The sequence below is a fragment of the Pseudomonas sp. Con_6 genome (genome assembly GCF_059379395.1).
The window spans coordinates 5,287,855-5,312,772 of the sequence record NZ_CM182011.1 but is presented as its reverse complement, the minus strand read 5'-3'; the positions used below and the strand labels follow the sequence as shown (position 1 = coordinate 5,312,772).

The following is a 24,918-nucleotide window of genomic DNA, read 5'->3' as shown; positions in this document are numbered from 1 at the left end:
AATCAGCCGAACGTGATCGGCGGCGGGCTCACCAGCTCTACGGTCTGTTGCTTGCGCGGCGCGAGGATCTCGGCTTCACCGTCCACCACCAGCTCTTCGTTCTGGTTGAACACGCGGGTGGCGATGCGCACGCGGAACTTCGGCAGTTTTTCGAGGATTTCCAGGCGCACGGTCAGGGTGTCACCGATCTTCACCGGCTTCTGGAAGCTCATCTGCTGGCCCAGGTAGATGGTGCCCGGGCCGGGCAGCTCGCAAGCCACCGCGGCGCTGATCAGCGCGCCGCTGAACATGCCGTGGGCGATACGCTCCTTGAACATGCTCTTTGCCGCAAACTCGGCATCCAGGTGCACCGGGTTGTGGTCGCCGGACATCGCGGCGAACAGCTGGATGTCACGTTCTTCGACGGTCTTGCTGAAGCTGGCAGTCTGGCCCACTTCGAGGGATTCGTAAGGCGTGTTGGTGACCTGGGTCATTGAAGAAATTCCTTCTGTACGCGACGGGGACGCAGTATCACTCGCTGCGGACCGGCCGGCCAAGGGCCAGGGTCTGTTCGAGCCAGTCGATCACCTGCGTGGTGACCTCGTCACGGTTGGTTTCGTTGAGCAACTCGTGGCGGGCCTGCGCATAGAGTCGCAGTTGCACGTGCTGGTTCCCGGACAGGCGCAAGGCACCGGTCAGATCCTTCAGACGCTTGCCGGCACTGACCGGATCACATTCGCCGCCAATCACCAGGATCGGCAGGTTCGGATCGATCTGCGCCAGGTTGCTGGTGCGGCTGATCTGTTCCAGGCCGCTGAGCAGGTCGATCCACAGGCGATTGCAGCAACGGAAGCCGCACAGCGGGTCGTCCACGTACTTGTCGACCTCGGCGGGATCGCGGCTGAGCCAGTCGAAGGCTGTGCGGTTCGGTTTGAAAGCCTTGTTGAACGAGCCGAAGGAGAGGAACTCGATCAGCGCGCTGCGCCCCAGCGGGCCCTGGCGCCAGCTTTCCAGGCGGGCGATCTGGCGTGCAGCGCGGTACAGCCCCGGTGGCTGGAAATTCGAACCGCTCAGCACTGCGCCCTGCAGGCTGCCACTGTGGTGCAGCAGATAGGCCTGGGCGATGTAGCTGCCCATGCTGTGGCCGAACAGGAATAAAGGTGTACCCGGATGTTGCTGGCCGATGTGCTGGCTGAGCAGGCCGAGGTCGTTGACCACGCTGTTCCAGCCGTTCTCGCGGGCGAAAAGGCCAAGGGTGCCGAGCTCCGCCGTACGTCCGTGGCCGCGCTGGTCATGGGCGTAGAGGGCGAAGCCGGCACTGCTCAGAGCTTCGCCGAAGCGTTGGTAGCGGCCCGCGTGCTCGGCCATGCCGTGGGCCAGCAAAACCACGGCGCGCACCGGCGTGGCCGGCAGCCACTGGTGGACGTACAGGCTGCAATGGTTGCTGGCCGGCAGCCAGAAGGCGTCGTAGCTCATGGACAGATTTCCAGACCAAGGGATGCCGTTGAGTGTATAGCCGGATGATGAATTGCAACGCACGGTGGCCCGAGATTCACACGATCAATGACAACGCTTGGCATATTTGCCACCTGCCACATTGCTGCTAACGTCGGCAGAACGCCGTGTTGCAAGCAGCGACCGGCACCGAAAAGGCTCAGGACCGAGGACAATAATAAATGCACGCCGATTTCTGGAACGACAAGCGCCCCGCTGGCGTACCTTCGCAGATCGACATGGGCAGCTATAAGTCGGTGATCGAAGTATTCGAGCGCTCCTGCAAGAAATTCGCCGACCGACCGGCCTTCACCAACCTGGGCGTGACCCTGACCTACGCCGAACTCGACCGCTACTCCGCAGCCTTCGCCGCCTACCTGCAGCAATACACTGACCTCAAGCCGGGCGAGCGCATCGCGGTGCAGATGCCCAACGTCCTGCAGTACCCCATCGCCGTGTTCGGCGCGTTGCGCGCCGGGCTGATCGTGGTCAACACCAACCCGCTTTACACCGCGCGGGAGATGCGCCACCAGTTCAAAGACTCCGGCGCCCGCGCCCTGGTCTACCTGAACATGTTCGGCAAGCTGGTTCAGGAAGTGCTGCCGGACACCGGCATCGACTTCCTCATCGAGGCGAAGATGGGCGACATGCTGCCGACGGCCAAGGGCTGGCTGGTCAACACCATCGTCGCCAAGGTCAAGAAGATGGTCCCCGACTACAGCCTGCCGCAGGCACTGTCGTTCAAACAGGTACTGCGCCAGGGCAAGGGCCATGCGCTGAAGCCCGTGCAGTCCAGCCACGACGACATCGCCGTGCTGCAATACACCGGCGGCACCACCGGGGTGGCCAAGGGCGCCATGCTCACCCATGGCAACCTTGTCGCCAACATGCTTCAGGTCCTGGCCTGTTTCTCCCAGCTCGGTCCGGACGGGCAGAAGCTGCTCAAGGACGGCCAGGAGGTGATGATTGCGCCGCTGCCGCTGTACCACATCTATGCCTTCACCGCGAACTGCATGTGCATGATGGTCACCGGTAACCACAACGTGCTGATCACCAACCCGCGAGACATTCCCGGTTTCGTCAAGGAACTGAAGAAATGGCGCTTCTCCGCGCTGCTCGGACTCAACACCTTGTTCGTTGCGCTGATGGACAACCCCGGCTTCAAGGACCTGGATTTCTCCGCGCTGAAGGTCACCAACTCCGGCGGCACCGCGCTGGTCAAGGCAACCGCCGAGCGCTGGGAGCAGATTACCGGCTGCCGCATCGTCGAGGGCTACGGCCTGACCGAAACCTCGCCGGTGGCCAGTACCAATCCCTATGGCGAACTGGCACGTCTCGGCACTGTGGGGATCCCGGTGGCGGGCACGGCGTTCAAGGTCACCGATGACGACGGCAACGAGATGCCGCTGGGCGAGCGTGGCGAGTTGTGTATCAAGGGACCGCAGGTGATGAAGGGTTACTGGCAGCGGCCTGATGCTACTGCCGATGCCTTCGATGGCGAGGGCTGGTTCAAGACCGGCGATATCGCGGTGATCGACCCCGACGGTTTCACCCGCATCGTCGACCGCAAGAAAGACATGATCATCGTCTCGGGTTTCAACGTGTATCCGAACGAGATCGAGGACGTGGTCATGGCCCACCCGAAGGTCGCCGCGTGCGCCGCCATCGGCGTGCCGGACGAGCGTTCCGGCGAGGCGGTGAAACTGTTCGTGGTAGCGCGGGACGGCGGGGTCAGTCTCGAAGAGCTGAAGGCCTACTGCAAAGCCAACTTCACCGGCTACAAGGTGCCCAAGCACATCGTCCTGCGGGATTCGCTGCCGATGACGCCGGTCGGGAAGATTCTGCGTCGCGAGTTGAGAGAACCCGCATAAGCCACTAGCATTACAGCGAAAGCCGCGAGATAGAGCCTTCTAAAAGGCGCTTCTCGCGGCTTTTGCATGCCGGGTTTCGGAAGCTTTAGACTCTTTACTCTAAAAGTGACCAATGAATTATCAAGAGTCATTTTAGTGACCATTCGGGCCGCTTTAGCTCTAGGCGACCCTATTCAAAGCTGTTACTCTCGGCGCGCTTCCGATCACTCGGTTTGCAATAAACCGACATCAAATATCAATAATAATCGCATCGACGCGGTGAAGAATTCGCGGTTGCTGGAGGAGTGGGCTTCCATGATCGAAAACTTTTGGAAGGATAAGTACCCAGCCGGGATTGCCTCGCAAATCAATCCTGACGAGTATCCGAATATTCAAGCGGTATTGAAGCAGTCCTGCCAGCGCTTCGCCGACAAACCGGCATTCAGCAACCTGGGCAAGACCCTGACCTACGGCGAATTGTACGAGTTGTCCGGTGCCTTTGCTGCTTACCTGCAGCAACACACCGACCTGCAACCCGGAGATCGTATCGCCGTTCAACTGCCGAACGTTCTGCAATACCCTGTCGCGGTCTTCGGTGCCATGCGCGCCGGCCTGATCGTGGTCAATACCAACCCGCTCTACACGGCGCGGGAAATGGAACATCAATTCAATGACTCCGGTGCCAAGGCGCTGGTGTGCCTGGCGAACATGGCGCACCTGGCCGAGAAGGTCGTACCGAAGACGTCGGTCAAGCACATCGTGGTCACCGAAGTCGCGGACCTGCTGCCGCCGGTCAAGCGCCTGCTGATCAACAGTGTGATCAAGTACGTGAAGAAGATGGTCCCGGCCTACAACCTGCCGACTGCCGTCAGCTTCAACGATGCCCTGGCCAAGGGGCGCGGCAAGCCGGTCAAGGAAGCCGCGCCGGCCAGCGACGACGTCGCCGTGCTGCAGTACACCGGCGGTACCACCGGGGTGGCCAAGGGCGCGATGCTGACCCATCGCAACCTGGTGTCCAACATGCTGCAGTGCCGGGCGCTGATGGGCTCCAACCTCAACGAGGGCTGCGAGATCCTGATCACCCCGCTGCCGCTGTACCACATCTACGCCTTCACCTTCCATTGCATGGCGATGATGCTGATCGGCAACCACAACATCCTGATCAGCAACCCGCGCGACCTGCCGGCGATGGTCAAGGAACTGTCGAAGTGGAAGTTCAGCGGCTTCGTCGGCCTCAATACCCTGTTCGTCGCCCTGTGCAACAACGAGGACTTCCGCCGCCTGGACTTCTCCGGGCTGAAGATCACCCTGTCTGGCGGCATGGCCCTGCAGATGTCGGTGGCCGAGCGCTGGAAGGACGTCACCGGCTGCGCCATCTGCGAAGGCTACGGCATGACCGAGACCAGCCCGGTGGCGGCGGTCAACCCGGCCGAGCGCAACCAGGTCGGCACCATCGGCATCCCGGTGCCGTCGACCCTGTGCAAGATCATCGACGACGCCGGCAACGAGCTGCCGCTGGGCGAAGTCGGCGAGCTGTGCATCAAGGGCCCGCAGGTGATGAAGGGCTACTGGCAGCGTGCCGATGCCACCGCAGAGATCCTCGATGCCGAGGGCTGGCTGAAGACCGGTGACATCGCGCTGATCCAGCAGGACGGCTACATGCGCATCGTCGACCGCAAGAAGGACATGATCCTGGTCTCTGGTTTCAACGTGTACCCGAACGAGCTGGAGGACGTCATGGCGGCCCTGCCGGGCGTGCTGCAGTGTGCGGCGATCGGCGTGCCGGACGAGAAGTCGGGCGAGGTGATCAAGGTGTTCATCGTCGCCAGACCGGGAGTTACCCTGACCCGCGAGCAGGTGATGGAGCACATGCGCGCCAACGTCACCGGCTACAAGGTGCCGCGGTTCGTCGAGTTCCGCGATGCGCTGCCGACCACCAACGTCGGCAAGATCCTGCGGCGCGAGCTGCGGGATGAAGAGCTGAAGAAGCTGGGACTCAAGAAGATCGCCTGAGTCCTTCAGGGCCTCATCGCTGGCAAGCCAGCTCCCACAGGGATCGCATGCGCTGCGGACTCTGTGGGAGCTGGCTTGCCAGCGATAGCGGCCTGAAGATCAGCGCAATTTTTCTAGCATCTGGTAGTACCACATCCCCGCCGCCAACAGCGGATTCCCCAGCAGATCTCCCATCGGCACGCGAATATGCGAGCAGCCGGCGAAGGTATCGAATTTCTCCAGCGTCCCCGTGATCGCCTCGGCCATGATCTCGCCCATGATATGGCTGGTGGCGATGCCATGCCCGGAATAGCCCTGGCAGTACCAGACGTTCTCCGACAGCTTGCCCAACTGCGGAATGCGGTTGACCACGATGCCCATGGCACAACTCCACTGGAACTCGATCGGCACGCCTTTCAGCGCCGGGAAGGTGCGCTCGATGCACGGCCGCAGTTCGCCGGCGATATCCCGCGAATCCCGCCCGGAATAGTTGGCGCCACCGCCGAATAGCAGGCGCCCGTCGGCGGTCATGCGGTAGTAGTCGAGGACGAAGCGGCAGTCGTACACCGCCAGATCCTGAGGATTGAGCTGGCGGGCGAGGTCGCCCAGCGGCGCGGTGGTGACGATGCCGCCCATGGCCGGGAAGATCTTGCCCTTGAGCTGACCGGGTTCAAGCTTGTGATAAACATCGCCGGCCAGCATCACTTGCTTCGCCTCGATCCGTCCCTGCGCGGTGACTACCGCCGGGCGCGGGCCGTGGACGATCTCCAGCACCTGGGAATTCTCGAAGATCAACGCACCCAGCCCGTGGGCCGCGCGCGCCTCGCCCAGGCACAGGTTGAGCGGGTGCAGGTGCAGGTTTCGGGTGTTCTTCAGAGCACCGAGATAGAGAGGTGAATCCAGGTGGGCGCGGACGCCTTCGCGGTCGAGCAATTCGACCTGGTCGCCCATGCCGCGCCGTTGCGCCTCTGCTGCGAACCCTTCCAGCTCGTTCATGTGCGACGGCTTCATCGCCGCGTGCAGGTGGCCGCGCTTGAGGTCGCAGTCGATGCCGTAACGCTGTACCCGTTGCTCGATGATCTGGTGGCCGCGGAAGCGCAGGTGCCAGATGAAATCGTCGACATCATCGCCGAGGCGGTCGCGCATCTGCTTGCGCATGGCCTCGTCGCCGGACAGGCTGCCAGTGACCTGGCCACCGTTGCGCCCGCTGGCGCCCCAGCCGATGCGGTTGGTCTCGACGATGGCCACTTTCAGGCCACGCTCGGCCAGTTCCACGGCACTGGCGACGCCGGTGAAGCCACCGCCGATGATCACCACGTCCACTTCCACCGTGCCTTGCAGGGTCGGGTAGTGGGTCTGGTCGTTAAGGGTGGCGCTGTAGTAAGAGGCGGCGCGCTGTGCGGCACCCGGAGTGACGGCTGCATTCATGAAGCGGAATCCTTGTAAAAGAAAAAGGTGCGGGTCAGGCCTGGGTCAGGTACCAGCGCCAGTCCTGTTCGCCGACTTCGGCCATGAACTGACGGTATTCGGCCCGTTTGACCGCGAGGTAGACGCCGAGGAAGTCGGCGCCCAGGGCATCGCGGGCCCAGGCGGACTGTTCCAGAGCTTGCAATGAGGTGAGCCAGTCGGTTGGCAGGCGTTCGGTGGCCTGCGCATAACCGTTGCCCTCCACAGGGGCGCCGGGATCGAGCTGCTCGCGCAGGCCGCGATGGATGCCGGCGAGGATCGCCGCTGCCGCCAGGTAAGGGTTGGCATCGGCGCCGCAGATGCGGTGCTCGATATGCCGGGTCGGCGCCGGGCCGCCGGGTACGCGCAGGCTGACGGTGCGGTTGTCGACGCCCCAGGTCGGTGCCAGCGGCGCGTAGCTGTTGGCCTGGAAGCGTCGGTAGGAGTTGGCGTTGGGGCAGAACAGCAGCAGCGAGTCCAGCAGAGAACGCAGCATGCCGCCCACTGCCTGGCGCAGCAGTGGCGTGCCGGCCGGGTCATCGCTGGCGAACAGGTTATGCCCGGCTCCATCGTTGAGGCTGACATGCATGTGCATGCCGGTGCCCGCGAGGTGGTCGAAGGGTTTGGCCATGAAGCAGGCCTGCATGCCATGACGGTGTGCGACACCCTTGACGATGCGCTTGTAGCGTACCGCCTGGTCCATCGCCAGCAGGGCATCGCCGTGCTCCAGGGTGATTTCCACCTGGCCCGGGGCGTACTCGGAAATCGCCGTGCGCGCCGGTATGCCTTGGGCCTTGCAGGCGGCGTAGAGGTCGGCGAGGAAGGGTTCGATCTGTTCCAGTTCGCGCAGGCCATAGACCTGCGTACTTCGCGGTCGCCCGCCGTCGGCGTCCAGCGCCGGCTGCGGTCGGCCCTGGCTGTCGCACTGCTGGTCGAGCAGGTAGAACTCCAGTTCGCAGGCCATCACCGGGTGATAGCCGTCGGCCTTGAGCGCTTCGATCACTTGCAGCAGGACGTGGCGCGGATCGGCGATGGCGGCGGGCATGCCTTCCTCCGGGTGCATGCTGACCTGCACCGCTGCGGTGGGGATCTGCCGCCACGGCAGGCGCACCAGGCTGCCCACCAGCGGGTAGGCGCGGCAGTCGATATCGCCGACATCCCAGACCAGACCGGAGTTCTCCACGTCCTCACCGTGCAAGGTCAGGCCGAGGATGGTGCTCGGCAGCGGTCGGCCGCTTTCATAGACCGCCAGCAGTTCTTCGCGATGCAGCAGCTTGCCGCGAGGCACGCCGTTGGCGTCGAGGATGAACAGCTCGATCATTTCGATATCGGGATTGGCGGCCAGGAACGCGCGGGCCTGCTCGAGGGGGGCAAAGTGCATGGGTGCTCTCGCTTGCGCCGTGACGGCGCGCTGGAAATCGACAAGGCGGCCGATGCAAAAGCACGGCCAGGGTTATCGGTCAGGCGAGGGCGGTATCTGGTGGGCGGGCGTGACGGCAATGCCACAGGGCCCAGAAGGCGAGGATGATGTGCACCAGCGGGTTTTCGCCACGGCGAGCCCGTACCTTCGGGAACGAAGGGGCTTGGTGGGGGCGGGGCGTGCTGGTGGGCAGAGACATGCCTTGATACTCCCATGCTGGCGAAGGGTTATTAAATTGGTGTTTGTGTAACTTCAGTCAACAGTTTGCTAAACAATCGAAAAGCATGATGCGGACCCTGTGGGAGCGGGTTCACCCGCGATTGCGATGGTGAATTCACTGCCGTCATCGCGGGTGAACCCGCTCCCACAGGGTCCGCGGTGCCTAACCGCCCGTAATCTGCGACAATCACCGGCTATTCCAAAGTCGATCACGTCCCCGCAGGGCTGACCTGCGTACGCTAAAGAATCCATGACTGACCAGAACGCCGCCATCGGGCAACTGCTGAAAAACCTCGATCACGCCATGTCTGCCGAGCGCCACCGCCTGCGCCGGCAACTGCACGAACTGCGCAAGCGTCCTGACGAGACCAAGCTGGCCCAATGGGCCGAGCGGGTCCAGGCGTCCTGCGACCAGGCCGCCGCGCGCAAGGCCAGCGTGCCCGCCATCCGCTACGACGACAGCCTGCCGATCGCCGCCAAGCGCGACGAGATCAAGAAGCTGGTGGCGGAAAACCAGGTGGTGATCATTGCCGGCGAGACCGGCTCGGGCAAAACCACCCAGTTGCCGAAGATCTGCCTGGAACTGGGCCGCGGCCAGTTCGGTCTGATCGCCCATACCCAGCCCCGCCGTATCGCCGCGCGCAGCGTCGCCAGCCGGGTCGCCGAGGAACTGGGCACGCCGCTGGGCGCGCTGGTCGGCTATCAGGTGCGCTTCGAGGACCAGAGCGACGCCAACACCCTGGTCAAGCTGATGACCGACGGCATCCTCCTGGCGGAAACCCAGCACGACCGCTTCCTCGAACGCTACGACACCATCATCGTCGACGAAGCCCACGAACGCAGCCTCAACATCGACTTCCTGCTGGGCTATCTGAAGACCCTGCTGCCGCGCCGCCCCGACCTCAAGGTGATCATCACCTCGGCGACCATCGACCTGGAACGCTTCTCCAAGCACTTCGACGACGCGCCGATCATCGAGGTCTCCGGGCGTACCTACCCGGTGGAAACCTGGTACCGGCCGCTCACCAGCGAGCAGGACGAGGAGGGCAACCGGGTCGAGGAGGATCTCAGCGTCGACCAGGCGATCCTCGCCACCCTCGACGAGATCGCCGCCCACGAACGCAGTGTCGGCAAGGGCCCGGGCGACGTGCTGGTGTTCCTTCCCGGTGAGCGCGAGATCCGCGATGCCGCCGAGGTGCTGCGCAAGGCGCAGTTGCGCCACACCGAGATCCTGCCGCTGTACGCGCGCCTGTCGCCGGCCGAGCAGCAGCGTATCTTCCAGTCTCATCCGGGCCGTCGCGTGGTACTGGCGACCAACGTCGCCGAGACATCGCTGACCGTGCCGGGCATCCGTTACGTGATCGACAGCGGCACCGCGCGCATCAGCCGCTACAGCTACCGCGCCAAGGTCCAGCGCCTGCCGATCGAGGCGGTGTCCCAGGCCAGCGCCAACCAGCGCAAGGGGCGTTGCGGCCGGGTCGAGCCGGGCATCTGCGTGCGCCTGTACAGCGAAGAGGACTTCAATGCGCGGCCGGCCTTCACCGACCCCGAGATCCTGCGTACCAACCTCGCGGCGGTGATCCTGCAGATGCTCCATCTGCGCCTCGGCGCCATCGATGCCTTCCCGTTTATCGAACCGCCGGATGGCAAGGCCATCAGCGACGGTTTCAACCTGTTGCAGGAACTCTCCGCGGTCAACCGCGAGAACCAGTTGACCCCGCTGGGACGCCAGTTGGCGCGCCTGCCGGTGGACCCTCGCCTCGGCCGCATGCTGCTCGAAGGCGCGAAGCAGGGCAGCCTTCAGGAAGTGCTGATCGTCGCCAGCGCCCTGTCCGTGCAGGACCCTCGCGAGCGGCCGCCGGAGCGCCAGCAGGCCGCCGACCAAGCCCACGCGCAATGGAAGGACGCCGATTCCGACTTCGCCGCGCTGGTCAACCTGTGGCGCGGTTTCGAGGAGCAGCGCCAGGAACTCACCTCCAGCCCGCTGCGTAACTGGTGCCGCAAGAACTTCCTCAACTACCTGCGCCTGCGTGAATGGCGCGATGCCCATCGCCAGCTCGGGCTGATCTGCCGCGATCTGCAACTGAGCGTCAACAAGGAGCCGGCGGACTTCCCGCGGCTGCATAAGGCGATCCTCTCCGGCCTGCTCAGCCAGATCGGCCAGAAGACCGAGGACGGCGACTACCTCGGTGCCCGCCAGCGGCGTTTCTGGGTGCACCCTTCGTCCGGCATCGGCAAGAAGCGCCCGCAATGGATCATGACCGCCGAACTGGTGGAAACCACCAAGCTCTACGCGCGCATGGTGGCCAAGATCGATTCCGATTGGATCGAACCGCTGGCCGGGCACCTGCTGAAGAAGAACCACTTCGAGCCGCACTGGGAGAAGAAGCGCGGCCAGGTGGTGGCTTTCGAGCAGGTGACCCTGTACGGCCTGATCGTGGTCGGCCGGCGTCCGGTGCATTACGGGCCGATCGACCCGCAGGTCTCCCGCGAGCTGTTCATCCGCGAAGGTCTGGTGCGCGGCGAGATCAACTCCCGGGCGCGCTGTCTGGCGGCCAACAAAAAACTGCTGGAAGAACTCGACGAACTGGAGGCCAAGGCCCGTCGTCGCGACATCCTTGCTGACGAGGAGACCCTCTACGGCTTCTACGAGGAACGGCTGCCGGCGGAAATCCACCAGACCGCCACCTTCGACAGCTGGTACCGGGTCAACAGCCAGAAGGACCCGAACCTGCTGATCATGCGTGCCGAGGACGTGCTGGCCCGCGAGGCCAGCGAAGTCACCGCCGCGCAGTATCCGGATACGCTGCGCCTGGGCGACCTGAAGCTGTCGCTGACCTACCATTTCGAACCCAATCATCCACGCGATGGCGTCACCGTGCGGGTGCCGGCGCCGCTGCTGCCGAGCCTGCCGGGTGAGCGCCTGGAATGGCTGGTGCCGGGTCTGCTGGAGGCCAAGTGCATCGCCTTGGTGCGCAACCTGCCCAAGGCCCTGCGCAAGAACTTCGTGCCGGTGCCGGACTTCGTCAAGGCGGCACTGGCGCGCATGACCTTCGCCGACGGCTCGCTGCCCCAGGCGCTGGGCCGCGAATTGCTGCGCATGACCGGTGCGCGGGTCAGCGACGAGGCCTGGGCCGAAGCGGCGGACCAGGTGGAAAACCACCTGAAGATGAATATCGAAGTGGTCGACGGCCAGGGCAAGTTCCTTGGCGAAGGCCGCGACCTAGCCGAGCTGACCGCGCGCTTCGCCGCCGCCAGCCAGGCGGCGCTGGCCGTGCCGCAGTCGGAAAAGACCCAGAAACCGGTGGAAGCCAAGGGCTTCGGCAAGGTCGAGCAGACTGCCCAGCAGAAGATCGCCGGGCTGTCGATGACGGTCTACCCGGCGCTGGTGGAGGAGGGCGGCACGGTCAAGGAAGGACGGTTCTCGACCCAGGCCGAGGCCACCTTCCAGCACCGCCGCGCGCTGCAGCGCCTGCTGCTGCAACAGCTGGCAGAACCGGCGAAGTTCCTGCGCGGCAAGCTGCCGGGGCTGACCGAGCTGGGCCTGCTCTATCGCGAGCTGGGCCGGGTCGACGCGCTGGTGGAGGATATCCTCCTGGCCAGCCTCGACAGTTGCGTGCTCGAAGGCGAAAGCACCTTGCCCCGGGACGGCGCGGCCCTGGCCTCGCTGGCCGAGCGCAAGCGTGGCGACTGGACCGACCACGCCGAGCGCCTGGCGCGCCTGGTGCTGGAGATCCTCAAGCTGTGGCACGGTCTGCAGAAGCGCTTCAAGGGCAAGATCGACCTGGCCCAGGCGGTGGCGCTCAACGATATCAAGCAGCAGGTGGGCAATCTGGTCTATCCCGGCTTCGTGCGGGAAACCCCGGGCATCTGGCTCAAGGAGCTGCCGCGCTACCTGAAGGCGGTGGAACTGCGCCTGGAAAAACTCGGCGCCCAGGTGCAGAAGGACCGGGTCTGGAGCGGCGAGCTGAACAACTGCTGGGCGCAGTACAAGGCTCGCGCCGACAAGCACGCCCAGGAAGGCAAGCGCGATGAGCAACTGCAGCTCTACCGCTGGTGGCTGGAGGAATACCGCGTGTCGCTGTTCGCCCAGCAACTGGGGACCAAGGTGCCGATTTCCGACAAGCGCCTGAGCAAACAATGGAGTCAGGTGGACGCCTGACTGGCGCGGTTGTGGCACACTTGGCGATATTTTCCGTGGCCCTGGGGGAATTCCCCGGGCTGTGGTGACAAACACCCGGCAATGCCCCGTATGATCGGGGCTCATTGCCTGCACGAGTTGGTACCTTGGTGCCAGCTCACCGAACCGACCCGGTCGTTGCCCGCCTGGCCACGGCCCCGAACAGAGGAACGACCGTGCACAACGTCGTCATCAGCGGCACCGGCCTGTACACCCCGGCCAACAGTATTTCCAACGAAGAGCTGGTGGAATCCTTCAACACCTTCGTCGGCCAGTTCAACGCCGACAACGCCGCGGCCATCGAGCGCGGCGAGGTCCAGGCCCTGGCCGAGTCCAGCGCTGCCTTCATCGAGAAGGCCTCCGGCATCAAGAGCCGCTATGTCATGGACAAGGCCGGCATCCTCGACCCGCAACGCATGAAGCCGCGCCTGCCGGAGCGCAGCAACGACGAGCCGTCGATCCTCTGCCAGATGGCCGTAGCCGCTGCCGAGCAGGCCCTGCAACGTGCCGGGCGCACCGCCGCCGATGTCGACGCGGTGATCGTCGCCTGCTCCAACCTGCAGCGACCGTACCCGGCGATCGCCATCGAAGTGCAGCAGGCCCTGGGCATCAACGGCTTCGGCTTCGACATGAACGTCGCCTGCTCCTCGGCGACCTTCGGCATCCAGGTTGCCAGCAACAGCGTGCAACTGGGCCAGGCCCGTTCGGTACTGGTGGTGAGCCCGGAGATCTGCACCGGTCACCTCAACTTCCGTGACCGCGACAGCCACTTCATCTTCGGCGACGCGGCCACCGCAGTGCTGGTGGAGCGTGCCGACCTGGCCACTTCCGCGCATCAGTTCGACATCGTCAGCACCAGGCTGCTGACCCAGTTCTCCAACAACATCCGCAACAACTTCGGCTTCCTCAACCGCGCGGCGGAGGAGAGCGCCAACACGCCGGACAAGCTGTTCGTCCAGGAAGGCCGCAAGGTATTCCGCGAGGTCTGCCCGATGGTCGCCGAGCTGATCGGTCAGCACCTTTCTGAAAACAATCTCAACGTCAGCGACGTGAAGCGCTTCTGGCTGCACCAGGCCAACCTGAGCATGAACCACCTGATCGTCAAGAAGCTGCTGGGGCGCGATGCCCTGGAAGAAGAGGCGCCGGTGATTCTCGATCGTTACGCCAACACCAGTTCGGCGGGTTCGGTGATTGCGCTGCACAGCTATCAGGACGATTTGGCCAAGGGTTCGCTGGGCGTGCTCAGTTCGTTCGGTGCGGGTTACTCGATCGGCAGTGTGATCTTGCGTAAACGCTGATCCTTCAAGCGACGCGGCCCTTGTGGGAGCGGGTAAACCCGCTCCCACAAGGGCCGCGTTGTTTTTGCAACTGTGCTCTGCGTAGAAACAAAAAAGGCGGGAAATGCTGGATGGGGTCAGCATTTCCCGCCTTTTGGGTAAAGCAGCGTGGATTAGAACTTGGCTTCCAGATCCACTTGCAGGGTGTCTACGTCAGCATCGTTGTTGGCAGGCAACTGCGAGTAGTCGGTCTTGGCCATCAGGTAAGCCGCGCCCAGAGAGAAGTTCTTGTCGATTTCGTAACCGACCTTGAACTTGTGACCGTGGGAGCCGGTGAAGCCGTTGCCGAAGTCGGAGTCGGTGAACAGGCTGACCACAGCGTTGCGTTGCACGTCGCGGTAGTTGTAGTCCAGGCTCCAGGCGCCGATCTTGGTCTTCAGACCAGCCAGCCAGGCCTTGTCCTTGCCGTCGGTGCTGTCGGTGTTCTTCACGTACTGACCGTAAGCCGACAGTGGGATCGCCAGACCCGTCAGATCGATCTGACCGAAGCCTTCCACCAGGTTGAATTCGTCGGTGGTGTTACCCAGCGAACGCAGCAGGGCGGACGGCTTGTCATTGTCGTAGCCGTAGATGCTCGCACCGACGGTGACTTTCACGGTGTCGGCCGGAGCGAACTTGGTACCCAACTGAGCGTGGTACAGCTGCGCGTCGTGCTTGTACTGGACGCCGTCGCCGTCGACGTTGTCCTTCAGGGTGTACTGGCCGGCGCTGCCGAAGACTTCGGCGGCGCCGAGATTCATCTTGTAGGTCGCTGCCACACCTTCAGGGTTGATGTCGCTATCCCAGATGATGTCGCCCATGCTGACCCAAGGCTGGGCCATCTTGCCGCCGATCAGGTGCAGGTTAGGGATGGCGGTCGGGTGCCAGTCGAGGTAGGCCTGGTCCAGCCACAGGGACTTCTTGTCGAAGTAGCCGTCGAGGCTCTGGTTGGTCGAACGGCGGTCGGCGCTGCTACCGGTGGCAATGCGCACGCCAGCATCGACTTGCGGGTTGATTTCGCTGTAGAAGCCAACGCGAGCACGGATGCGCTGGCGGTCCTGGTTGCCGCTGCTGGCGTTCGGGTTGTCGACATTGACGTCTTCGTAGCGCAGACGCACATCGCCTTTAACCTGAGTCTTGGCGGCCCATGCCACTTTCTGTTCAAAAGAACTCATCCGGTCGGACTGAGCTTTCTGGTCGGCCTTTTCCTTGGTTTCCTTAGCCAGGTCGCCTTGCAGCTCGTTGTACTGGGCCTGGTTGATCGAACCGTTGGCACGCAGCATCTCGAGCAGTTTGGCGTCGACGGCGGCACTGGCCGGAGTGCTGAGAGCGAATGCCAGACTGGCGATGCCCGCTCCGGTAAGTGTAGAAACAAGACGCATAAGGTTCTCCCTACTGAAAAAGATGGGGTGGCTCTGCGCCCGCCCCTGTGTTGGCATGTCTTCGGAAAGGGCCTGAATAGACAGGTTCTAGGGTTCCGTAAAACAGGCGCAAGTATTGCGAGGGAAAATGACAAAATAATGTCTAAATGATGGCGGTCTTGTTAACTACTTGAAAATCGAGGGTTCTCTGGAAAATCAGTCAGTTGGGTGATTCGATTGGCTGGATTCGGCAAAATGGGCCCGCCGTGAAGTCCCGAAGGGTCGGTCGCGTCACCTTCTTTACTGACTAAGCACCGCGATGCCGGTTGCTAGTCCACCCCGTACTCCCCCCAAACAAAATCCTGTGAAGAATCTTTTCTACCTGCGTTTTCAGTCCGGAAGCAGACGATCGCGGCTATTGGACAGGTGCAGGCAAATTGCGGCGCGCGCAGCATCCGGGTCCTGGCGGCGGATGGCGTTAAGGATCGCCTCGTGTTCAAGGTTGGCCAGGTAGGCGTGGCGAGCCAGTTTCGCCCCCGAGCGTTCCTCCTCGGCCATGCGGTTGCGTGGAATCATGCCGCTGCCCAGTTGCCCCAGCATCTCGCTGAAATACAGGTTGCCGGTGGCCTCGGCGATCAGCAGGTGGAAACGCCGGTCGGCCTCGATGCAACTGTCGCCGGCTGCCGCCAGGTCCTGGTAGTCGTCCAGCGCCTGACGCATGCGCGCCAGATGCCTGTCGTCGCGGCGCACGGCGGCGAGGGCGGCGGCCTGTCCTTCCAGGCCGATGCGCAGCTCCAGCAGGTCACGCACGCTGGCCGCGCTCTCGGCTCCGACCCGCAGCTGCGCCTGTGCCTGACGCTCGATGACGAAGCTGCCGATGCCATGGCGCGGCTCCACCAGCCCGGACGCCTGCAGTTTCGACAGGGCCTCGCGGACCACCGTGCGGCTGACCCCGTGCTCGCGGACCAGGGTGTTTTCCGAGGGCAGCTTGTCACCGGGCTTGAAGGTACCCAGCAGGATCTGCCGAGTGAGGCTGGAGACCAGGTCGTGGGTGCGGCTGTGACCGCGTTTGCGCGTGGATTCCGGCAGCTCGGGCGAGGGCATCGGTGGCTTTCCTGAGGTGGTCGTACAAGTTGGCGGGCAATGAACGTGTATAAACGGCAATACTTGTACGACAAGTAAATATTTTCAACTTTTTTTCTTGTCGAATTGCCGCTTTCATTCCGCCAGTATTTTCTTTTTGGCGGTTATTTCGCCGAATTTTTGCTGTTTAACCGCTTGTATTTTGTTTTTTTAAAGCTGTTCGTGTTCTTGTCGTACAACATCGAAGCACATATGCTTTTTCCACTGGCATGTCATACAACCAGGCGGACTGCCCCCGCCACGACATCCATCGACCCGCACAAAAACAATTAGTGGGAGATTCCCCAGTGAACCGCACCCTCGATCCGTCCATCCGGCACGGCGACGTGTTGGCGAGCGCCGTGAGCAAGGTCAAGCGTCATGTCCTGCCGCTGTTCGTCATCATGTTCATCGTCAACTACCTGGACCGCGTCAACATCGGCTTCGTCCGCCCGCACCTGGAAAGCGACCTGGGCATCAGTGCCGCCGCCTACGGTTTCGGCGCAGGCCTTTTCTTCATCGGCTACGCCCTGTTCGAAGTGCCCTCCAACATGCTCCTTCAGCGCGTCGGCGCGCGGCTCTGGCTGACCCGCATCATGTTCACCTGGGGCCTGGTGGCCACCGCCATGGCCTTCGTGCAGAACGAGACCCAGTTCTACGTCCTGCGCTTTCTTCTCGGCGTCGCCGAGGCCGGGTTCTTCCCCGGGGTGATCTACTACTTCACCCGCTGGCTGCCGGCGGTGGAGCGGGGCAAGGCCATCGCTATCTTCCTCAGCGGGTCGGCGGTCGCTTCGCTGATCTCCGGGCCGCTGGCCGGGGCCCTGATGCAGATCCAGGGCCTGGGCATGCACGGCTGGCAGTGGATGCTGTTCGTCGAGGGTATGGTTTCGGTGCTGCTGTGCTTCGCGGTCTGGTTCTGGCTCGATTCGAAACCCCATGACGCCAAGTGGCTAAGCCGCGAGGAGCAGGATGCGCTGGTGGAGACCATCGACCGCGAGCAACGCGAGCGCGAAGTGCAAGGCACGGCCAGGCCATCGGCGTGGTCGCTGCTCAAGGACCGGCAGATCCTGCTGTTCTGTCTGATCTACTTCTGCATCCAGTTGACCATCTACGCGGCGACCTTCTGGCTGCCGAGCATCATCAAGCGCATGGGCGACCTGTCCGATCTGCAGGTCGGCTTCTTCAACTCGATTCCCTGGTTGATCTCGATCATCGCCATGTACGCCTTCGCCGCCGGCTCCGCGCGCTGGAAGTTCCAGCAGGCCTGGGTTGCCGGGGCGCTGCTGATCGCCGCCCTGGGAATGTTCATGTCCACCACTGGCGGGCCGGTGTTCGCCTTCGTCGCAGTGTGTTTCGCCGCCATCGGCTTCAAGTCGGCCTCGTCGCTGTTCTGGCCGATCCCCCAGGGCTACCTGGATGCGCGCATCGCCGCAGCGGTGATCGCCCTGATCAACTCGGTAGGCAACCTCGGCGGCTTCGTCGCGCCGACCACCTTCGGCCTGCTGGAGCAGCAGACCGGCTCGATCCAGGGCGGTCTCTACGGCCTGGCCGTGACCTCGGTACTGGCGGCGATCCTGGTGTTCTTCGTGCGCACCCGGCCCCGTGATGAAGTCACCCGCATTCAAGCAGCAAGCCCTTTGAACCCTGCAGGACAGAAATCATGAACATGCACAGCACCCCGCAAACTCCCGGTTCTCCCCAGGCCCATGGTGATACCCCCGTAGTCACCGACCTGCGGGTCGTCCCGGTGGCCGGCCACGACAGCATGCTGCTCAATCTCAGCGGCGCTCATGGCCCGTTCTTCACCCGCAACGTGGTGATCCTGCGGGACAGCGCTGGCAATACCGGGCTGGGCGAAGTCCCTGGCGGCGAGAAGATCCGCCAGACCCTGGAAGACGCCCGCAACCTGCTGCTCGGCCAGCCCATCGGTCACTACCAGCGCGTGCTTAACGCCATGCGCCAGACCTTCGCCGGGCGCGACGCCGGCGGGCGCGGCCTGCAGACCTTCGACCTGCGCATCACCGTGCACGCCGTGACTGCCGTCGAGTCGGCCCTGCTTGACCTGCTCGGCCAGCACCTGGGCGTGCCCATGGCGGCGCTGCTGGGCGAGGGCCAGCAACGGGACGCGGTGAAGATGCTCGGCTACCTGTTCTATATCGGCGACCGCGGCCAGACCGACCTGGCCTATCGCAACGAAGCCGATGCCGAGGACGCCTGGTTCCGCCTGCGTCACGAAAAGGCCCTGACGCCCGAGGCAGTGGTGCGCCTGGCCGAAGCAGCGCAGGCACGCTACGGCTTCAACGACTTCAAGCTCAAGGGTGGCGTGTTGCGCGGCGAAGAGGAGATCGAAGCGGTCACCGCTCTGGCCGAGCGCTTCCCCGAGGCGCGCATTACCCTCGATCCCAACGGCGCCTGGTCGCTGCAGCAGGCGATCGCCCTGTGCCGCGATCAGCACCACGTCCTGGCCTACGCCGAAGACCCCTGTGGTGCCGAGGACGGTTACTCCGGTCGCGAGGTGATGGCCGAGTTCCGCCGCGCCACCGGCCTGCCCACCGCCACCAACATGATCGCCACCGACTGGCGGCAGATGGGCCACGCGATCCAGTCGCAGGCGGTGGACATTCCCCTGGCCGATCCGCATTTCTGGACCTTGCAGGGCTCGGTGCGGGTTGCGCAGATGTGCAACGACTGGGGCCTGACCTGGGGTTCGCACTCCAACAACCATTTCGACATTTCCCTGGCGATGTTCACCCAGGTGGCTGCGGCGGCACCGGGCGAGATCACTGCCATCGACACCCACTGGATCTGGCAGGACGGCCAGCGCCTGACCCGCGCGCCGCTGCGCATCGTCGACGGTCATGTGCGGGTGCCGGAGCGTCCGGGGCTGGGGGTCGAGCTGGACGAGGAGCAACTGGCCAAGGCTCATGAGTGCTACCGCAACATGGGCCTGGGGGCGCGGGACGACAGCGTGGCGATGCAGTTCCTGATCCCGGGCTGGCAGTTTGATAACAAGCGGCCTTGCCTGGTGCGTTGAAGTTCGACAGTTGTCTTGGCTGACGGGCGCAGGCAGGCGCCCTGGCAGCACGGCCCCGGGAAACCGGGGCTTTTTTCTGTAGGTGTTTGGGCGTGATCAGCAGAGAATCTTCTTTTCTTCACGGCAACCCGGCACACTCCAGCGATGCCAATCCTAACTCCGCCGCACCTCAATACGATCGACGCCGCCACCTGGGACGACCTGGTGGGCGACGACCAGCCGTTCCTGCGCCATGCCTTCCTCACCAGCCTGGAAGACAGCGGCAGCGTCAGTCCGCATACCGGCTGGACGCCAGCCCACCGCCTGCTGAGCGATCAGCAGGGCAGGCTGCTGGCGGCCATGCCCGCCTACGGCAAGACTCACTCCTTCGGCGAGTACGTGTTCGATCACGGCTGGGCCGATGCCTGCGAGCGTGCGGGTATCCGCTATTACCCGAAGCTGCTCTGCGCAGTGCCGTTCTCGCCGGTGGGCGGGCCGCGCCTGCTGGGGCAGCCCGAGGCGCTGGCGCAGTTGCTGGACGAGGTGGAGACGTCGTTGGTGGCGCAGGGCCTGTCCGGCCTGCACGTGAACTTCACCGATCCGGCCAGCGATGCGCTATTGCGTGGTCGCGACGGCTGGATGGAGCGCCTCGGTTGCCAGTTCCACTGGCGCAACCCGGGTTACCGGGATTTCCAGGATTTCCTCGACGCCCTCAGTTCGCGCAAGCGCAAGCAGATGCGCAAGGAGCGAGAACAGGTGGCGGGGCAGGGCATCGAGTTCCGCTGGTATCGTGGCGCAGAGCTGAGCGAGGCGCAGTGGGACTTCGTTTACGCCTGCTATGCCAATACCTATGTGGTGCGTCGTCGCGCGCCCTACCTGACCCGTAAGTTCTTCAGTCTGCTGGCCGAGCGCATGCCGGAGGTGATTCGCGTAGTGATGGCGATCCAGGGCGGGCGCGAGGTGGCGATGGCGTTCAGCCTGGTGGCGGGCGACAGTTTCTATGGGCGTTACTGGGGCTGCCTGGCGGAGTTCGACCGCCTGCACTTCGAGACCTGTTTCTACCAGGGGATGGACTATGCGATTGCCGAAGGCTTGCAGCGGTTCGATGCGGGGGCACAGGGCGAGCACAAGCTGATTCGGGGGTTCGAACCGGTGATCACGCGGTCGTGGCACTACCTGCTGCATCCGGGGTTGCGCACGGCGGTAGAGGATTTCCTGCGGCAGGAGCGGCTTGGCGTGTTGGCCTATGCGCAAGACGCGCGTTCGGCATTGCCGTATCGACAGGGCTGAGGCATGGGGCCGCAAAGCGGCCCCATTTCAATCGACGCCGACGAAGCCCCCCGTCTGGTGATGCCACAAACGCGCATACAACCCGCGCTGTGCCAGCAACTCGCTATGGCTGCCCATCTCGGCGATACGCCCTTTCTCCAGCACCACCAGCCGATCCATCCGCGCGATGGTCGACAGACGGTGGGCGATGGCGATCACCGTCTTGCCCTGCATCAGGGTTTCCAGGCTTTCCTGGATCGCCGCCTCGACTTCCGAATCCAGTGCCGAAGTCGCCTCGTCCATGATCAGGATCGGCGCATTCTTCAGCAGCACCCGGGCAATGGCGATGCGCTGGCGCTGGCCACCCGATAGCTTGACCCCGCGCTCGCCGACATGGGCATCGAAACCGGTACGGCCCTGGGCATCGCTCAGGGCCGGGATGAACTCCTCGGCACGTGCCCGGCACACCGCGTTCCACAGTTCTTCGTCCGTGGCGTCGGGCTTGCCGTAGCGCAGGTTGTCGCGGATCGAACGGTGCAGCAGCGAGGTGTCCTGGGTAATCATGCCGATCTGTCCGCGCAGGCTCTGCTGGGTCACCTGGGCGATGTCCTGGCCATCGATGAGGATGCGTCCGCCTTCGAGGTCGTACAGGCGCAGGAGCAGGTTGACCAGGGTCGACTTGCCGGCACCGGACGGCCCGATCAGGCCGATCTTTTCGCCGGGGCGGATATCCAGGTCGAGGCCACTGATGATCCGGCTGCCGCTCTTGCCGTAGTGGAAGTCGACGTTCTCGAAGCGCACCGCACCGCGGTCCACCTTGAGGTCCGGGGCGTTGGGCCTGTCGGTGACGCTGACCGGCTGGGCGATGCTTTCCAGGCCGTCCTGCACCGTGCCGATGTTCTCGAAGATGCCGTTGACCACCCACATGATCCAGCCGCTCATGTTGACGATGCGGATCACCAGTCCGGTGGCCAGAGCGATGGCGCCGGCACTGATCAGCGACTGGGTCCACAGCCACAGGGCCAGGCCCGTGGTGCTGACGATCAGCAGGCCGTTGAGGCTGGTGATGACCACGTCCATGCTGGTGATGACCCGGCTGGCCAGCTGGGTTTTTTCGGTCTGCTCGCGGATCGCTTCACGGGCGTACTGCTGCTCGAAATCGGTGTGGGCGAACAGTTTGAGAGTGGCGATGTTGGTGTAGCCGTCGACGATCCGCCCCATCAGCTTGGAGCGCGCCTCCGAAGACACTACCGAACGCTCCTTCACCCGCGGCACGAAGTAGCGCAGGCAAACGACGTAGCTGGCGATCCACAGCAGCAGCGGGATCATCAGGCGCCAGTCGGCCTCGGCGAACAGCACCAGGGAACTGATGGCGTAGATGCTCACGTGCCACAGCGCGTCCATGGCCTGCACCAGCGAATCGCGCAGCGAGTTGCCGGTCTGCATGATGCGCTGGGCGATGCGCCCGGCGAAGTCGCTCTGGAAGAAATTCAGGCTCTGCTTGAGCACGTAGGCATGGTTCTGCCAGCGGATCATGCTGGTCATGCCCGGACTGATGGCCTGGTGCACCATCAGGTCGTGCAGACCGACGAACAGCGGTCGCAAAATCAGCGCCACCACCAGCATCCAGGTGAGTTCGCCGGCGTGTTCGCTGAACAGGTTGAGGTTGGGCGTACCCTGGGCCAGGTCGATGATCCGGCTCAGGTAGCTGAACAGCGCCACCTCGATCAGGGCCACGATCAGTCCCAGCACCATCAGCGCCGCGAAGCTCGGCCAGACCTGGCGCAGGTAGTAGAGGTAGAAGGGCAGGACCCGGGACGGAGGCGCCGCAGTGGGCGCCTCGCGGAAGATGTCGATCAATTGCTCGAAACGACGGAACAGCATGTATCACTCCTGTTGAAAGGGCAGCGCGCCGCCCGCGGGTCACATCCTTGTGACACGGCGGTCAGTCGATGCGCTTGGCCGACTTGATGTAGACCGGATCGGCGGGCACGTCGCGCATGCCTTTCTTGACGGTGGTCGGCGAGTTGACGATCTGGTCGACCACTTCCATGCCGCTGGTGACCTTGCCGAACACGGCGTAGCCACGGTCGCGACCCGGGTTGAGGAAGTCATTGTCGGCGACGTTGATGAAGAACTGGCTGGTGGCCGAGTTCGGGTCGGAAGTACGCGCCATGGACAGGGTACCGCGGGTGTTTTGCAGGCCATTGCCGGCTTCGTTGCGGATCGGGTCCTTGGTGTTCTTCTGCACCATCTGGTCGGTGAAGCCACCACCCTGGACCATGAAGCCCGGGATCACGCGGTGGAAGATAGTGTTGTTGTAGAAGCCGCTGTCGACATAGTCGAGGAAGTTCTTCGTGCTGATCGGCGCTTTCTCGGCGTTCAGTTCGATCTCGATCTTGCCGAAGCTGGTGACCAGCTCGACGTGCGGGGTCTTGTCCGAGGCCATCACGCCGGTGGCGAAGGCGACCGAGCAGGCGGCCATGAGGATTTTCTTCAACATGTACTCAATGATCCTTGAGAGGTGGTTGAGGCTGCAGCGAGGAACTGCAGCAGGGTCTGGTTGAACTGTTGCGGCTGGTCCAGGGGCGTAGCGTGCCGGGAATCGGCGATGACTGCCAGCCGTGCGCCGGGAATCAGGGCGGTGTAGCGCTCCTTGAGGGCTACCGGGGTGTAGTCATGATCGGCGCTGATGATCAGGGTAGGACAGTCTATCCGCCCCAGGCGTTCCTCCACTCCCCAGTTGACAATCGCGTCGAAACTGGCGAGGTAGGCGCGTTTGTCGTTCTTCGCCCAGCGCTCGGCCATCTCGCGGCGCAGCTCGGCCTGTTCCGGCTTGGGAAACAGCCGCGCGGCGAGGCCCTTGCCGATGGTGCGCAAGGACAGGACCCGGGCCAGTGTCCAGCGCTTGGCCCACTGCCAATAGTCGTCGCGGGTGCGCACTTTCACTGCCGGCGCACTGTTGACGATGGTCAGGCTGCGCAACCAGCCGGGGTTGTCGACGGCGAACTGGAAGCCGACCATGCCGCCCATCGACAGGCCGACATAGTGCACCGGGCCGGTGTTGAGGTGTTCGAGCAGGGCCATCAGGTCGGCGCTGAAGCCGGCAATGCTGTAGCGCTCGCGAGGCTTGTCGGAGCGGCCGTGGCCGCGCAGGTCGAGGAGGATCAGGCGATAGTCGGCGGCCAGCACCGGGATCTGGTACTGCCAGTCCAGGCAACTGGAGCCGAGGCCGTGGACCAGCACCAGGGGGGCGCCCCGGCCGTATTCTTCGTAGTGCAGTGTGCAACCTTCATGTTCGAAGTAGGCCATGGGCGATTCCTGTCAGGCTTGGACCGGGGCGGCGAACGGCACGTCCAGCGGCGCGGTGTCGAAGTTGCGCAGCAACTCGATGAGGATCTGCGTGGCCGGGCCGAGGGGTTTGTCCTTGTTCGAGTAAAGGTAGAACAGTGGGTGACGGCTGCCACCCTGGTCCAGCGGCAGCGGCTTGAGCAGGCCTTCGCGCAGTTCGCGTTCGATCAGGTGGCGCGGCAGCCAGGCGAAGCCCAGGCCGCTGCCGACGAAGGTGGCGGCGGTGGCCAGACTGCCCACGGTCCAGCGCTGTTCGGCGCCGAGCCAGCCGACGTCGCGGGGCTGCGAGCGGCCGGAGTCGCGGATCACCACCTGCAACTGGCTTTCCAGGTCCTGGAAGTTGAGGACCCGGCCAAGGCGGTGCAGGGGGTGTTCGGGGTGGGCGACAGCGACGAACTCCACCGCGCTGAGCTCGGCGCCCAGGTAGCCGGCGATGCTGAAGCTGCTGATGGCCAGGTCGGCGATGCCTTCGTGCAGCACTTCCTCGACCCCGGACAGCACCTCTTCGCGCAGGCGCACGCGGCAGCCGCGGCTCTGCGGCATGAAAGCACTGAGGGCGCGGACCAGGCGGGCGTTGGGGTAGGCGGCGTCCACCACCAGGCGCACCTCGGCTTCCCAGCCTTGTTCCATATGGTGGGCAAGGTCTTCCAGCTGGCTGGCCTGCTTGACCAGTTGCCGCGAACGGCGCAGCAGCACGCTGCCTGCATCCGTCAGCACGGCCTTGCGCCCATCGATGCGCAGCAGCGGTACGCCCAACTGGTCCTGCATCCGCGCCACGGTGTAGCTCACCGAGGATTGCGAGCGGTGCAGGGCTTCGGCGGCCTGGGCGAAGCCGCCATGGTCGACCACCGCCTGCAGGGTTCGCCACTGATCCAGGGTAACGCGCGGCGCTTTCATCTTCGGCTC

At 63.9% G+C, this 24,918-nt stretch carries 18 protein-coding genes; 7 read left to right on the top strand and 11 right to left on the bottom strand.

The genetic code is table 11. The features are described from left to right. Positions 1-2 precede the first annotated feature (2 nt). Entirely contained in the window at positions 3-473 is a 471-nt protein-coding gene (locus AC5QPF_RS23620; RefSeq protein WP_330075643.1) for a MaoC family dehydratase, read from the bottom strand. Positions 474-510: 37 nt separating this feature from the next. Beyond that, on the bottom strand, positions 511-1,455 hold the full coding sequence (locus AC5QPF_RS23615) for an alpha/beta fold hydrolase (RefSeq protein WP_494960137.1): 945 nt from the start codon (positions 1,453-1,455) through the stop codon (positions 511-513). A 200-nt stretch (positions 1,456-1,655) separates the two neighbouring features. Between AC5QPF_RS23615 and fadD2 the strand changes: the two genes are divergently transcribed. Next, positions 1,656-3,344, top strand: a complete 1,689-nt coding sequence (gene fadD2 / locus AC5QPF_RS23610; RefSeq protein ID WP_494960136.1) for a long-chain-fatty-acid--CoA ligase FadD2 — start codon at positions 1,656-1,658, stop codon at positions 3,342-3,344. A gap of 294 nt (positions 3,345-3,638) precedes the next feature. Then, complete coding sequence (fadD1, locus tag AC5QPF_RS23605) at positions 3,639-5,336, top strand: long-chain-fatty-acid--CoA ligase FadD1 (RefSeq protein WP_494960135.1); 1,698 nt, start codon at positions 3,639-3,641, stop codon at positions 5,334-5,336. 99 nt (positions 5,337-5,435) lie between these two features. Here fadD1 and AC5QPF_RS23600 read toward each other — a convergent pair whose 3' ends face one another. The 3 genes from AC5QPF_RS23600 to AC5QPF_RS23590 form a co-directional block, all read right to left on the bottom strand. Continuing rightward, positions 5,436-6,743: an FAD-dependent oxidoreductase gene (locus AC5QPF_RS23600; protein WP_494960134.1), complete on the bottom strand. Its 1,308-nt coding sequence runs from the start codon at positions 6,741-6,743 to the stop codon at positions 5,436-5,438. Positions 6,744-6,777: 34 nt separating this feature from the next. Continuing rightward, on the bottom strand, positions 6,778-8,142 hold the full coding sequence (locus AC5QPF_RS23595; protein WP_494960133.1) for a glutamine synthetase family protein: 1,365 nt from the start codon (positions 8,140-8,142) through the stop codon (positions 6,778-6,780). Positions 8,143-8,221: 79 nt separating this feature from the next. Next, a complete protein-coding gene (locus tag AC5QPF_RS23590; protein WP_494960132.1) occupies positions 8,222-8,380 on the bottom strand; it encodes a hypothetical protein in 159 nt (52 codons plus the stop codon). Between the two features lie 270 nt (positions 8,381-8,650). Here AC5QPF_RS23590 and hrpA point away from each other — a divergent pair, with 270 nt between their 5' ends. Both hrpA and AC5QPF_RS23580 read left to right on the top strand, forming a co-directional pair. Continuing rightward, complete coding sequence (gene hrpA, locus AC5QPF_RS23585) at positions 8,651-12,562, top strand: ATP-dependent RNA helicase HrpA (protein WP_494960131.1); 3,912 nt, start codon at positions 8,651-8,653, stop codon at positions 12,560-12,562. A 194-nt stretch (positions 12,563-12,756) separates the two neighbouring features. Further along, positions 12,757-13,878: a beta-ketoacyl-ACP synthase III gene (locus AC5QPF_RS23580; RefSeq protein WP_494960130.1), complete on the top strand. Its 1,122-nt coding sequence runs from the start codon at positions 12,757-12,759 to the stop codon at positions 13,876-13,878. Between the two features lie 152 nt (positions 13,879-14,030). Here the strand turns inward: AC5QPF_RS23580 and AC5QPF_RS23575 are convergent, their stop codons facing one another. After that, positions 14,031-15,278 carry a putative porin gene (locus AC5QPF_RS23575; protein WP_494960129.1) on the bottom strand — a complete coding sequence of 416 codons (1,248 nt, stop codon included), beginning with the start codon at positions 15,276-15,278 and terminating at the stop codon, positions 14,031-14,033. Between the two features lie 369 nt (positions 15,279-15,647). Further along, positions 15,648-16,361 carry an FCD domain-containing protein gene (locus AC5QPF_RS23570; protein WP_494960128.1) on the bottom strand — a complete coding sequence of 238 codons (714 nt, stop codon included), beginning with the start codon at positions 16,359-16,361 and terminating at the stop codon, positions 15,648-15,650. 326 nt (positions 16,362-16,687) lie between these two features. On the opposite strand from AC5QPF_RS23570, the gene AC5QPF_RS23565 reads away from it, so the two are divergent. From AC5QPF_RS23565 to AC5QPF_RS23555, 3 genes are all read left to right on the top strand, one after another. After that, complete coding sequence (locus tag AC5QPF_RS23565) at positions 16,688-18,043, top strand: MFS transporter (protein WP_494960127.1); 1,356 nt, start codon at positions 16,688-16,690, stop codon at positions 18,041-18,043. A gap of 2 nt (positions 18,044-18,045) precedes the next feature. Continuing rightward, positions 18,046-19,413: a glucarate dehydratase gene (gene gudD, locus AC5QPF_RS23560; protein WP_494964239.1), complete on the top strand. Its 1,368-nt coding sequence runs from the start codon at positions 18,046-18,048 to the stop codon at positions 19,411-19,413. Between the two features lie 144 nt (positions 19,414-19,557). Further along, positions 19,558-20,682, top strand: a complete 1,125-nt coding sequence (locus AC5QPF_RS23555) for a GNAT family N-acetyltransferase (RefSeq protein WP_494960126.1) — start codon at positions 19,558-19,560, stop codon at positions 20,680-20,682. A 27-nt stretch (positions 20,683-20,709) separates the two neighbouring features. On the opposite strand, the gene AC5QPF_RS23550 is transcribed toward AC5QPF_RS23555, so the two are convergent. The 4 genes from AC5QPF_RS23550 to AC5QPF_RS23535 form a co-directional block, all read right to left on the bottom strand. Beyond that, positions 20,710-22,545, bottom strand: coding sequence for an ATP-binding cassette domain-containing protein (locus AC5QPF_RS23550; RefSeq protein ID WP_494960125.1), 1,836 nt, complete (start codon positions 22,543-22,545; stop codon positions 20,710-20,712). Positions 22,546-22,606: 61 nt separating this feature from the next. Further along, positions 22,607-23,164 (bottom strand): peptidylprolyl isomerase, encoded by a 558-nt coding sequence (locus AC5QPF_RS23545; RefSeq protein ID WP_494960124.1) that lies wholly within the window; start codon positions 23,162-23,164, stop codon positions 22,607-22,609. Next, complete coding sequence (locus tag AC5QPF_RS23540; protein ID WP_494960123.1) at positions 23,158-23,973, bottom strand: alpha/beta fold hydrolase; 816 nt, start codon at positions 23,971-23,973, stop codon at positions 23,158-23,160. Before AC5QPF_RS23540 ends, AC5QPF_RS23545 begins: the two co-directional genes overlap by 7 nt. 12 nt (positions 23,974-23,985) lie before the next feature. Continuing rightward, positions 23,986-24,909 (bottom strand): PA3225 family LysR-type transcriptional regulator, encoded by a 924-nt coding sequence (locus AC5QPF_RS23535; protein WP_330075657.1) that lies wholly within the window; start codon positions 24,907-24,909, stop codon positions 23,986-23,988. Between the last annotated feature and the right edge of the window lie 9 nt (positions 24,910-24,918).